The 12,570-nt window shown below is 36.3% G+C and carries 12 protein-coding genes; all 12 read left to right on the top strand.

All coding sequences use genetic code 11. From position 1 onward, the window contains the following. The first annotated feature begins 17 nt into the window (after positions 1 to 17). The 12 genes from HZF24_RS05665 (at position 18) to HZF24_RS05610 (ending at position 12,516) form a co-directional block, all read left to right on the top strand. Positions 18 to 509, top strand: a complete 492-nt coding sequence (locus HZF24_RS05665) for a pyridoxamine 5'-phosphate oxidase family protein (RefSeq protein WP_179237311.1) — start codon at positions 18 to 20, stop codon at positions 507 to 509. A 19-nt stretch (positions 510 to 528) separates the two neighbouring features. Further along, the gene (locus HZF24_RS05660; RefSeq protein WP_179237310.1) at positions 529 to 999 is read left to right on the top strand and encodes a metallophosphoesterase family protein; all 471 of its coding nucleotides are present in this window, start codon (positions 529 to 531) and stop codon (positions 997 to 999) included. Between the two features lie 10 nt (positions 1,000 to 1,009). Beyond that, positions 1,010 to 1,468, top strand: a complete 459-nt coding sequence (locus HZF24_RS05655; protein ID WP_322790724.1) for a YgjV family protein — start codon at positions 1,010 to 1,012, stop codon at positions 1,466 to 1,468. A 323-nt stretch (positions 1,469 to 1,791) separates the two neighbouring features. Continuing rightward, complete coding sequence (locus tag HZF24_RS05650; RefSeq protein WP_179237308.1) at positions 1,792 to 2,490, top strand: KilA-N domain-containing protein; 699 nt, start codon at positions 1,792 to 1,794, stop codon at positions 2,488 to 2,490. Between the two features lie 515 nt (positions 2,491 to 3,005). Continuing rightward, positions 3,006 to 4,913, top strand: coding sequence for an endonuclease MutS2 (locus HZF24_RS05645; protein ID WP_179237307.1), 1,908 nt, complete (start codon positions 3,006 to 3,008; stop codon positions 4,911 to 4,913). A 157-nt stretch (positions 4,914 to 5,070) separates the two neighbouring features. Next, positions 5,071 to 5,694 carry a TetR/AcrR family transcriptional regulator gene (locus HZF24_RS05640; RefSeq protein ID WP_179237306.1) on the top strand — a complete coding sequence of 208 codons (624 nt, stop codon included), beginning with the start codon at positions 5,071 to 5,073 and terminating at the stop codon, positions 5,692 to 5,694. A gap of 58 nt (positions 5,695 to 5,752) precedes the next feature. Further along, complete coding sequence (gene ppsA, locus HZF24_RS05635; protein WP_179237305.1) at positions 5,753 to 8,410, top strand: phosphoenolpyruvate synthase; 2,658 nt, start codon at positions 5,753 to 5,755, stop codon at positions 8,408 to 8,410. A gap of 12 nt (positions 8,411 to 8,422) precedes the next feature. After that, a complete protein-coding gene (locus HZF24_RS05630; protein ID WP_179237304.1) occupies positions 8,423 to 8,884 on the top strand; it encodes a hypothetical protein in 462 nt (153 codons plus the stop codon). A 134-nt stretch (positions 8,885 to 9,018) separates the two neighbouring features. After that, a complete protein-coding gene (locus tag HZF24_RS05625) occupies positions 9,019 to 9,432 on the top strand; it encodes a RidA family protein (protein WP_179237303.1) in 414 nt (137 codons plus the stop codon). A 152-nt stretch (positions 9,433 to 9,584) separates the two neighbouring features. Then, entirely contained in the window at positions 9,585 to 10,175 is a 591-nt protein-coding gene (locus tag HZF24_RS05620; RefSeq protein ID WP_179237302.1) for an ArsR/SmtB family transcription factor, read from the top strand. A 2-nt stretch (positions 10,176 to 10,177) separates the two neighbouring features. After that, positions 10,178 to 11,368: an MFS transporter gene (locus HZF24_RS05615; RefSeq protein ID WP_179237301.1), complete on the top strand. Its 1,191-nt coding sequence runs from the start codon at positions 10,178 to 10,180 to the stop codon at positions 11,366 to 11,368. Positions 11,369 to 11,553: 185 nt separating this feature from the next. Further along, complete coding sequence (locus HZF24_RS05610; protein WP_179237300.1) at positions 11,554 to 12,516, top strand: DUF3658 domain-containing protein; 963 nt, start codon at positions 11,554 to 11,556, stop codon at positions 12,514 to 12,516. Positions 12,517 to 12,570: the final 54 nt, after the last annotated feature.

The raw sequence follows: 12,570 nt of genomic DNA, 5'->3' as shown, positions 1-12,570 counted from the left end.
ATGAGGAGGAATTAAAAATGAGCAGGTATGAAGAAGGATTAAGAATAATTGAGGAAAGATGCGGCAATGGAAAAGATAATACCATATCTCTGTCTACTATCGCAATGGAACCGAACGCTGACGGTAAACCACGTCCTTATGTCCGTGATGTGGATGCTTATTATGAAGATGGTGTGTTTTATGTTACTACTTGGGCAAAATCAACTAAAATGCAGCAGATAGCTCAAAACCCGGAAGTTGCATTTTCGGTTTGCTTTGAGTGGTTCTCCGGAAACGGAACCGGCGAAAATCTCGGATGGGTTTTAGACCCGAAAAATGCTGAGTTAAGGTCTAAACTTCGTGAAGCATTTTCAGCTTGGTATGACGATGCAAATGATGAAAAAGATGAAAACTGCGTTATTTTGGCAATCCGCATTACAAGAGCCACGGTAATTAAAGATCACGGTGCTGTTCGTTACAATATGGATTTTGTGAATAAAGTGGAGACTGAAGAGGGTAAAATTAAATAGGAAATTAAACGAGGAGCTTATGAAACAGATTGCAATTTTATCCGATACTCATGGTCTGCTGCGAGCGCCTGTTATGGCTGAACTTGCTGAAGCTGATTGCTTCATTCATGCAGGTGATATTGACACACCATATATCATCGAGTCAATACAAAAGCTTGGGGAGACCTATGCAGTGCGTGGTAACAATGATAAGGAATGGGCAGAAGATTTGCCTGAAAGTATTACCGTCACAATTGAAGGTGTGAGATTTTTCATTGTTCATAACAAAAAAGACATACCAAAATACCTAACAGATATTGACGTGGTGGTCTATGGACACTCTCACAAATACTCTGCAGAAATTATTAACGGAGTACTGTTTCTCAATCCCGGCAGCTGCGGTAAACGGCGTTTTAATTTGGAGCTTACAATGTGCCGTATGACCGTGGATGCAGGACGATATCAGTACGAAAAGGTGTTGATACCTGTTAATGATTTATGCAATATGTAGGTAAACAGGAATTTGCAGAGATAATCGCAAACTTTATGCAATGCAGTTTTTTTCGTATCTGGTTTACACTGCACATTTTATCCTTTTAGGAGCAATGACAGGAGGTATCAGTTACATATTGAATCTGGCAAGATCACTATTCCTTGCTAGTAAATGGGAATTCGCACGAAGCAACAAAATGTGTGCAATTCTATGCTCTATGCAAGTAGTTGTTGTCGTTACAACTTGGGCGGGATGGATATCACTTCTCCCAGTATGTGCAAATATAGCATCGACAATTGGAGGGTATACACACAATGCACAAAAAATTAGAATTGCTGGTATGTTCTTCAATTCGCCACTATGGATTATTTATGATCTTATGATTGGTTCATGGGCAGGTGCTATAGATGAACTTGCCAGCATGATATCGGCAATGATTTCAATTCGTAGATATGGCTGGAAAAATCTAAATGAGATTAATCATTAATACTTTTAGTATTAATTTAAACCATAACACCCACTAATAATATATTGGCGATAGAAAATAAGAATCTATCGTCTTTTTATTTCTTGCAACAATTTACAAATTATGGTACAATGGAATTAGAACATACATTCGATATCTTATAATCAAATTTAAACAGCTGCTTCGGATGGAAAGAATTATAATGTAATTTTTTATAACCTTGATGTTTTCTTATGAAACCTATAATAACATAATTAGTTCGGTTGTAAAGAGATTGAAATATGAGAATTAATTCAATTTTAATTCCACCGAATTCGGGGGAATTAAAAAAGGAGGGATTTATAATGGCTAAAATTTATGTTAATAATGCAGAAATTTCAGTTATAGAAATTGAAGAAAAAGATTACACCTCATTAACCGATATGGTAAAAAATATTGATAATGGTTTAGTTTTAATTGAAAAATGGCTAAGAAATAAAAATACAATCGAATTTTTAGGTATTTGGGAAGGAATGTATAACCTAGACTTTGACGAAGACGAATATAATGAAATTATGAATGAAGCTGGGTTTAACAGATTTACTTTATCTGTTAAACAATGGACTAAAAGAACTAATTCAAGAGGAATTATTGCAAAGGCAGGGAGATATGGTGGAACATATGCTCATAAAGATATAGCTTTCGAGTTTGCTAAAATTAATTATCGCATACATACTGAAGCAATCAAGCAAAATTTAATTCCAAAAGAACTGACAAAGCAACAAATATCATATGTATATGCAAACGAAGCTGATGTATTGAATGTAGCGATGTTTGGAAAAACAGCCAATGAGTGGAGATGTGGAAATCCTGATAAAAAGGGAAATATAAGAGACTATGCGTCAATTAATGAGCTAATTTGCCTGTCCAATATGGAAAATATCAATGCTGTTTTAATTAATGATGGAATTTCTCAAACTGAGCGATTAATTAAATTGAACAAGATTGCTATTCAACAAATGACGATATTGGAAGAACAGAAATCTCCCAAATTATTAAAATAAATAAACACTTATTATAAAAATATTTATTGTATTCTTGCCATAGGTTTTAGTACTAAGATAATTACCAGATTAAGTCCTGTTTGTGTCAAAGGGAATATTATTTTCCGTCAAGTATTTGGATAACACATTTTCTATAGTATAGAGAAGTATAGAGAAAGTAAGGAATTAACCCTTGACTTATAAATAAAATAAGGATATCATTACTATGTAGATTTAGAACAGGAGAAATTTTATGTCTGAGAGTGTATCTAACCAATAGATTAAATTAATATGGATTAAGCATTAAGGATGTATATCCTTTGATTTTCATGCTTGATTCCATTATCTATGGAAGATACACATGGCAAATTACTTTACAATATTGTTAAAATAACTATTGTTATTTTAATAAATATGGAATTTTACAGCCGTGGTTTATCCGCGGCTTTTTTGTTTTCAAATATACTAAATCTACTGCATTATTTGTAGATTCCATAGATCTGAGCATTTATTACAATTAAGAAAGGAATATCAAAATGAATAATATAGCTATGGAAAAATTACAATATAATGAATTGAAAGAGCATGTTAAAAGCTACTGTACGAGTAATTTAGGTAAAATTATGATGGATAAATTACATCCTTCATCTCATATGGAAACCGTTAAAAAAAGACTGAATGAAACGACAGAAGGGAAAATGCTGCTGGAAAGCAGTGTAGTACCATTGCAGGGAATTGTGCACATAGATAATATCATTTCAAAATTAGAAAAAGGGATGATATTAAACGGTGAAGCACTCAGCAATGTTTCAAGCTTTTTAAGAGGATGCAGAAAGCTTAAGGCATATATGGAGGATATGAAATTCTATGCTCCTGTTTTAGCCGGATACTCAAAGTCAATAGAGGTGTTGGAGCATATTGAAGAAGAGATAAATACTTCAATAGTTAATGATAAAGTGAGTCCTGATGCGTCTAAGGAATTAAAAAGAATTACAAGATTAATAGAAAATCTTGAAATAAAAATAGAAAATAAGTTAAATGAATTTTTGAGATCATCAATAAATAAAAACTATATACAGGATTTCTTCATTACAAAAAGAAAAGAAAAATTTACAATACCGATTAAATCTTCCTATAAAAATCAGGTAGCGGGTACAGTAATAGAAATTTCCGGCGGAGGAGCTACGGTTTTCATAGAGCCTGCAACTGTGAGTAAATTTTCTTCTGAGCTTGAGCAGCTGATTGCTGAAAAGGAAAATGAAGAATATCAGATATTATCATCTTTAACCGGTTTGATTAATGATTGTATCAGAGAACTGAAGCAAAATGCAGAGGTTGTGGGAATTTATGATATGATTTTTGCGAAATCCAAATTCAGCAGAGAAATAAACGGTATTCAACCTGATGTAAATAATTATGGATATATAAATATAATAAATGGCAGACATCCAATGCTGAGGAATAAGGTTGTACCATTGAATTTTACTATAGGAAAGGATTACAGGACATTGGTTATCACAGGTCCGAATGCAGGAGGTAAGACTGTTGTATTAAAAACAGTGGGACTATTAACTCTGGCAGTACAATCCGGATTTCATATACCATGTGAATCAGTAAGCGAATTTTCTGTCTTTGAAAATATATTTGCAGATATAGGAGATGACCAGAGTATAGAAAATGCTTTAAGTACATTTTCATCTCACGTAAAGAATATCGCCCAGATAATTCAGGACACCAACAAATCCACTCTTTTACTGTTTGATGAAATAGGAAGCGGAACAGAGCCCAACGAGGGTGCGGCATTGGCAATTTCAGTCCTGGAGGAAGTTTACCACAAGGGCGCAATTACAGTATCTACAACACATTATGGTGAAATTAAGGATTATTCCTTAAATCATCCTGATTTTGAAAATGCAGCCATGCTTTTTAACAGTGAAACTTTAGAGCCGCTTTTTAAACTCCTTATAGGTGAGTCCGGTAACAGCAATGCTTTTTGGATAGCTGAAAAAATGGGAATAAGCAAATCGGTAGTACAGCGTGCCAGAGAATATATTTCCGATAAAAAATATAATTTTAATATAGTAAGTAAAAATAAAGTTATCCAAATGAAAAATGAGGAAATAAATGCAGATGCAGAAGTCATTAACTTTGATATAGGAGACAGGGTTTATTTAACAGAGTACAAGGAATCAGGTATTGTTTACAAGTCAAAGGATAAGTTTAATAATTTAACTGTTTTCTATAAAGGTGAATTTAAAGAAATCAATGTCAAACAATTAAAATTAGAAAATAAAGCAGGAGAATTGTATCCTGTGGGATACGATTTGAATACTTTGTTTGTTGAATATTCAGAGCTTAAATTAGAAAGAGATATAAACAGAGGATCAAAGAAAGCATTGAAGAAAATAAATAAAAAAATAAAATCGAGAAGAAATGATATTTAAAAAATAGACAGAGCCGGGGAATTAAGTGCAATTTTAGCACTCTGATCCTCCGGTCTTTTTATAAAGGACAGATTGCATAAAAATGTTGACCGAATCGGTTAATTGTGCTAATATATTATTAACCGATTCGGTTAACGAAATTTGTGAGGTGAGTCCTGTGGAGAAATTTTTAAGTTTATCTGTAGAAAAACAAAATATAATTATTAATGCCGCTCTTACCTGCTTTGGTACTAACGGCTATAAAAAAGCATCTATGAGTGATATTGCTGCAACAGCAGGAGTTTCAAAGGCCTTGGTTTTTCATTACTTCGGTACCAAAAAAGCTCTGTATCTGCATCTAATGGAGTTGTGCAGCAATATTCTTGAGAATGAAATTAATGAAAAATTTGACAACAATGTGACCGATTTTTTTGACAGAATCAGACTTTTAATGAATATCGAAATTTCAGTTATGAAAGAACATCCCCCAATGCTTTCTTTTTTAAACAGTATGTATTTTGAAAATGATGATGAAGTCAAGAATGATATAAAAGCTGTTTTGACAAACGGAAAAGGTGAAAGCTTGAGAAACAGAATTACCTTTGAAGGCACAGATATTTCAAAATTTAAAGACGGTATTGACCCAAAGCTTGTGATGAAAATATTTACATGGCTTACAGACGGTTATTTAAGCAAAATGCAGACTCAAACAGGAATTGATATTGATACTTTATGCAAGGAAATTGATGATTTTAATAAATGCATAAACTTATTCAAAGAAAATTTTTACAAGGAAAAATAATCGTAAGGTATTCTGATTTTACAAAAGTGGTTTTAATAAAATGAAAAGGAGAATATGTATGGGTTCATATGTGCTTGGCTTTGAGGAAATTGATAAAACGAAGCTTGCAACGGTTGGAGGTAAGGGTGCCAATCTTGGGGAAATATCCAGGATTGACGGTATAAGGGTACCGGAGGGCTTCTGCGTTACAACCGAAGCATACAGAAAAATCATTGAGCAGACACAGGAGTTTGATGCTCTGCTGGAGCAATTATCTCTTTTAAAGGCAGAGGACCGGGAGAGAGTCAGCGAAATCAGCGGAAAAATTCGCAGTGCCATCGAAAGAGCATCGATTCCAAAAGAAATTGAAGAGGAGGTCGCCCGTTACCTTATAAAGGCGGGAGATAAAAATACCTATGCTGTGCGTTCAAGTGCTACGGCAGAAGATCTTCCGACGGCATCCTTTGCGGGACAGCAGGATACCTATTTAAACATTATAGGAAAGGAATCCATACTGAAACACATCAGCAGATGCTGGGCATCACTATTTACCGACCGGGCGGTGGTTTACCGTATGCAGAATGGCTTCGACCACAATAAGGTTCATCTGTCAGTAGTTATACAGAAGATGGTTTTCCCCGAGTCATCAGGAATTATGTTTACGGCTGATCCGGTTACGTCAAACAGGAAGGTTGTGTCTATTGATGCCAGCTTTGGGCTCGGCGAAGCACTGGTTTCGGGGCTTGTGGATGCCGATATATATAAGGTTCAGGAAGGTGAGATAGTCGGGAAGAAGATATCGAATAAAAAACTTGCCATTTATTCTCTTAAAGAAGGCGGGACTATAGAAAAGCAGATAGAACCCAAGCAGCAGGATAAACAAACACTGACGGATGAGCAGATTTTGCAGCTTAAAAAAACAGGCAGAAGTATTGAAGCATATTTCGGTCGTCCTCAGGACATTGAATGGTGTCTTTATGAAGGCGAGTTTTATATCGTCCAGAGTCGACCCATTACCACCCTATATCCTGTGCCAGATGTAAATGACGGAAAAAATCATGTCTATATGTCTCTCGGACATCAGCAGATGATGACGGACACTCTTAAACCATTAGGTATGTCAATATTTCGGCTGTGGCTAAATAAGCTTCGTGCTACAGGGATGCCGCCCGGTGAATTAATGGTCGAGGCCGGAGGCAGGATATATATTGATGTTTCTCATGATATAGCATCGCCGACAGGAAGAAAAACTTTTGTTAAAAACGGTTTTGGCTCGGTAGATGTCCTGATGCAGAAGGCTTTGTACAATTTACTGAAGAGGGAAGATTATATCAAATCATTACCCCGGGGAAAGAGTTCGATGAGCATGACAGGAGGTGCCATGGGGCAGGTATTTTCCGGTCTCATTCAGGCGAGAAAAATTGAACGGGAGAATGACTCCCGCATGATCCAAAATATTATGACCAATCATGATGCGAAGGTACGTAATCTGGAGCGAAGCATAAGCGAAAAAACGGGAGTGAGACTGTTTGATTTTATTCTGGAGGATATGGATGACACCTATAAGGACATTGTTTTAGGTGGTTACAGTGTGGGCATGGTTGGATTCTTTGCATCAGACTGGATTGCTAAAAATATCAAGAAATGTCTGGGTGAAGATAATGTTACCGATATTCTCTCACAATCGTTACCCAATAATGTTACCGCTGAGATGGGACTTGAACTTCTGGACGTAGCGGATGTTTTTCGTCAATATCCTGCCGTACTCACATATTTGCAATCTGCCAATGACGAAGACTTTTTTGAAGAGCTTGATAAGCTGGACGGTGGTAAGGTTGTCAGTGAATCCCTTCAGAACTATCTGAAAAAATATGGTGTGCGCTGCCCGGGAGAAATAGACATTACCAGAATACGATGGGCTGAGAAGCCGACAATGCTTATTCCCATGATTATCAATAATATCAAGAATTTCAAGCCCGGCTCCCATTATACAATATTTGAGCAGAAACGATTGGAAGCCGAGCAAAAAGAACAGGAGATTATCAGTAGGTTGGAGAAGCTCCCCGATGGCAGAAAAAAGGCGGAAAAGATGAAGAAAAAGATCAGTGTATTCCGTAATTTCATCGGATTTCGTGAATATCCCAAGTATGCCTTAATGCAGCATTTTTATGCTTATAAGCAGGCTTTAAAGAAAGAGGCTGCCATGCTGGTACAAAAAAATTTGATTCAGGAGCCGGAGGATATCTATTATCTGACCTTTGGGGAGCTCCGAAATGTCGTTAGTTTGAACCAATTGGATTACAGTATAGTAGAAGAACGAAAAAGAGAATATGAAGTCTATGAAAAATTAACGCCTCCACGTGTGATGACGTCTGATGGTGAAATCATCACCGGTGAGTACGACACCGGCAATATTCCGCAGGGTGCTTTGATAGGAGTCCCTGTTTCATCCGGTGTCATTGAGGGGAGGGCACGGATCGTTTTAAATCTGGAGGATGCTGATATTGAAGAAGGTGACATACTCGTAACAGCTTTTACTGATCCCAGCTGGACTCCGCTGTTCGTATCAATTAAGGGACTGATTACAGAAGTAGGCGGAATGATGACTCACGGTGCCGTTGTGGCCAGAGAGTATGGTCTCCCTGCGGTGGTGAGTGTAGAAAATGCCACCAAGTTAATTAAGGATGGTCAAAAGGTTCGTATAAACGGAACAAAAGGATATGTGGAAATTTTATAAGGAGGATCAATTATGACCAGAGCATTTGCAGAAATTCTGATTCTTGTTGTCAATGCCCTTAGTGCAGATGCGTTAGCCTATATCGCAGGGGTAATCCAAAGAGTGATGAACAATATGGATGAAGCCGCATTCCAAAGCTTTACGAAGCAGCTGCATAAATCGATGCACAAGTCACCGTATATGATTATAACAGCTGAACTGCCAAAGCTTGCGTTTATCCCGTATTTCATTATATTCGGTTTCTCCAATTGGTGGTTCACAGCAGGTGCTTTTGTTGCTGTGGCTGCCTCTGTATTTGTCAGCAAGCCCATCGTCTTGCCGGCTTACAAAATGATTTACGAATCTCTTGAAAGCAGCGATGTTGAGGGACTTAGGCAGTGGCGCCGGAAACTGCAGACAAGAAACAGATTTCGTGCGGTAATTCAGTTTGTATCTGTCATCCTCATGGTGATAGGATTGTTTGGAGTTTCATAAAAAAAGCCTGACGAAGTCTGCATCTTGAAGTTACATCTTTAGGATAAGCAGACCGCCGGAATTATCAGGTGGGTAACAGATAAAAGAATTTATAATTCTTATCATAGATAATATAACAAAAGGAGAAAATTAAAGTGAATAAAAAAATATCATTAATTCGTTCTGCAAATTTAGCTTCAGTAGATTATGCTTATGCCGGACATATACCTTCAGGAATGGACTTATTGTTTCTGGCAGGATCATGTCCCATTGATAAAAACGGAGAAGTACCCGGCTTGAATGATTATGAGCTTCAGGCAAGACTTTGTGTAGAGAATTTGAAGGAAGCACTGAAGGACTGTGGTGCCACGTTGGAAGATGTGGTATATACCAGAGTTCTTGTAGCCTCTCAGGAACGGTCGGATCTGGTAACAGCATGGGAAACAATAAGAAAAGAGTTTGGCAAACATGATGTTCCAAGCACCTTGTTTGGAGTCACAGTATTAGGATATACAAATCAGCTGGTAGAAATTGAAGCAGTAGCAGCAGTAGAAAGCAATACAAAATGATTGATATAGAGTTGAACCAATAGTGGTTTGGAGACTAAAATCAGGTTATAATCCTACGACTTTAGTCTCCTTTTTATTTTGCTGTAAAAATATATTGACATTACATAAAGCATAATGTTATATTAATTGTAACGTTGATGATGGAGGAAATGATGGATAAGAAAAATTATATAGTACTAAAAACTGATAAAGACCTGAAAATAGTGATGTCCCCTGTGAGGCAAAAATTAATCAGAGTGATGAGAAATGAGGGAAAACCGGTGACCGCTAAATTTGTAGCTGATAAACTGGAAATTTCACCTTCATCTGCACAGCATCACATAAAAAAGTTGGAGCAAGTAGGGATTATTGAATTTGACCATAATGAAATTATAAACGGTATAACTGCAAGGTATCTTAGAGTAACAGAAAAAACTGTAAGCATAGGTCAAGATATAGATGATGATTTAACAGCAGAGCGCGATATATTGGCGAGAAACGTATTAAGCACAGTTTACGACAGTTATAAAAGGATGATTGATGAAAACAGACATCTTTTATCAGAAGAATTTAAAAAGGGAAATAAATTTGCTGATCAATTGACAGGAATCGTTCATTTATCCACCGAAGAGGCCAATGAATTGTTTGATATTATTGATGACTATTTAAAAAAACATTCAAAAGCATCGGAGAATTCCCATCCATATGAATATGCCTTGGTTGCTTACAGAGCAGATTTAAAAGATGGCAAAAGTGAGATATAAGCATGAGGGTAAGACTGTATTCTTTTATATTATTACTGAATTCGTTTGCTACAGGACTTCTTGTTCCGGTTTTAAGTTTATTGTTGATACAGAAAGGTGCTACACTCAGTATGCTTTCTATTCTGATAGGAATATATTCTTTTTCGGTAATAATACTGGAGTTTCCAACCGGAATAATGACAGACATAATGGGGAGGAAAAAAACATTTTGTTTATCACTTATTGTTTCCTTGATGTTTTCGATAGTTGTTCTTTTGGGGAACGGCATGGTAATTTTGTATATCGGAATGTTGCTTTACGGATTAAACAGAGCTATTTCCTCAGGCTCGTTTGAGGCTCTGTTCATAGATTCATATATTAATGAATTTGGCAAGGATAAATTACACGATGTTACTATTAGGATAAATGTTATGGATGCTCTTGGATTATCTGCAGGAGCGTTAGCCGGGGGATATCTGCCTAAAATATCCGACAAGTATTTTTCTTCAATAGGGATGTATGATCTAAGCCTTATCGTCAGAATAATCTTAACATTTATAGTTTTAATATTTGCAATGATATATATAAAAGAAACGGTTGTGAATGAAAATAAAAAGCGGGTTTTTATATGGGAGCATATTAAAATCAGCTCAAATTTAGTTGCTAACAATAAAAATGTAATATGTATATTCATTTCTGTATTTTCTACAGGCTTTTTATTCAGCTCTTTGGAAACATACTGGCAGCCACATTTTATTTCCTTGATGCCTGACAATAGTGCTATGTTTCTTTTAGGCGTTATGGCTTTTATGTATTTTGCAGCCGCTATGACAGGCAATATTATATATGGCAGAATATTCAGCAAGCATAATACTAAAAAAATGTACTTGTTACTCAGGAGTATTCTTGTAACGGTATTGATAATTACGGCATTACAGACAAACATGGTTTTATTTATGTTTTTTTACACGTTGATTTATTTGTTTTTGGGTATGTCTAATATACCGGAGGGTGTTATACTTAATGGAGAAATACCTAACGAGCATAGGGCTTCAATTTTATCTTTAAATTCATTAGTCTTGCAAATGGGGGTTTTATTTGGTTCATTTTTTAATAGTATTATGATTAATTATTCATCAATTCCGGGGTTGTGGTTTGCGGCTTCTGTTGTGATTGTGACAACGATATTGATTATTTATAAGAAACTTGTATAGATGCAAATTCAAAAAATCCATTTTCAATTTGCAGTAAGCTATTTGGCATGTTAGAATAATGAAAAGTAAGCAATAGATGAAGAGTCACGTATTTAACACGAATCGGTAAAACGATAGATACAAATTTATAGAGTATTATTATATGGAAAGTTGAGAAATCCGATATTTAGAGGAGTATAATTATTGTGATAGAGATTGTATTTGGTGATAGTGCTTGTGGAAGCCTTAAAATGGCACAGAACTATGGAAAAGGAAAATATCAAGGTGGGTATATTGGCGTTATAATTAGTCATGCGGATGGAAGCAAGCCATCAAAAAGAGAGATTAAAGCTGCTAAGCGAGAAGCAGAGGAAAAAGAACGCTTGGCATGGGAGAACGCTGCTCCTTTAGGTGGTAGCCCTGCAAATATTTATGGATTCAGCTTAAAGTTAAGCATTGGAGATATTTCGGAGGAACAGCCGGGTACCAAGCGTATGCAGGCATTAGAACGCTTGTATAGTATTTATCCGAATGATGAGGGACAACAGTTGGCTCAGGAAATACTGAAAAGTACAAATGAAAACCTGAAAAAGGTTAAGGAACGTACAGCAGATGGAGAATCCCTTCGAATTTGGTACAGCAACCAGCCCGATGAAATGTGTGGTTTTTATTGGTTCATGTATCTCTTGAATCAATGGAAGGTGTCGGATGAACAGGTTTTTATTGTCAAGCTTCCTGAGTGGGAAGCGCATGAAAAAGGAACTATTGTTCGCAAAACTAATTGGGGTGAAACGGCTCCAGGAGAATGGAACCGGTATATTGAATTGCAAAAGACTGTGCCGCAAATATTTATACAAAGCTGTGCATCGCATTGGCTGGAGCTCAAAAGAGAAAATGCACCTTTGCGAATCTTGTTGAACGGACAGTTAGTCAGCTCGTCAGAAAAAATCTATGATGACTTTATCCTTCGTGAAATCGCTGCAGAAAATGAAGAATTTCAGGAAGCAATGATTATCGGACGAGTACTTGGAAAATACCAGCTCGGAATTAGTGATTCATGGGTCGCATTTCGTATAGAAGAAATGATTCATGCCGGAAAACTTACAGTTATGTCTTCAGCTGATGAAGATATGCCTGTCTATCATAGACGGCTGAAAAAGAGTATATAGCACAGCGGTAATTGTGATGAGGATGTAATGCATCTTCAAATGTTTCCGGGAGAT

It is taken from the genome of Sedimentibacter hydroxybenzoicus DSM 7310 (genome assembly GCF_013403245.1).
Lineage (GTDB): Bacteria > Bacillota > Clostridia > Tissierellales > Sedimentibacteraceae > Sedimentibacter > Sedimentibacter hydroxybenzoicus.
Note: the sequence above shows the minus strand (reverse complement) of the source record. Positions and strands in the feature narration are given on the sequence as shown.

Bases quoted from the DNA above. Each gene is read 5' to 3' on its own strand.
- HZF24_RS05665 (WP_179237311.1), top strand. From the start codon at position 18: ATGAGCAGGTATGAAGAAGGATTAAGAATAATTGAGGAAAGATGCGGC.
- HZF24_RS05660 (WP_179237310.1), top strand. From the start codon at position 529: ATGAAACAGATTGCAATTTTATCCGATACTCATGGTCTGCTGCGAGCG.
- HZF24_RS05650 (WP_179237308.1), top strand. From the start codon at position 1,792: ATGGCTAAAATTTATGTTAATAATGCAGAAATTTCAGTTATAGAAATT.
- HZF24_RS05645 (WP_179237307.1), top strand. From the start codon at position 3,006: ATGAATAATATAGCTATGGAAAAATTACAATATAATGAATTGAAAGAG.
- ppsA (WP_179237305.1), top strand. From the start codon at position 5,753: ATGGGTTCATATGTGCTTGGCTTTGAGGAAATTGATAAAACGAAGCTT.
- HZF24_RS05630 (WP_179237304.1), top strand. From the start codon at position 8,423: ATGACCAGAGCATTTGCAGAAATTCTGATTCTTGTTGTCAATGCCCTT.
- HZF24_RS05620 (WP_179237302.1), top strand. From the start codon at position 9,585: ATGGATAAGAAAAATTATATAGTACTAAAAACTGATAAAGACCTGAAA.
- HZF24_RS05615 (WP_179237301.1), top strand. From the start codon at position 10,178: ATGAGGGTAAGACTGTATTCTTTTATATTATTACTGAATTCGTTTGCT.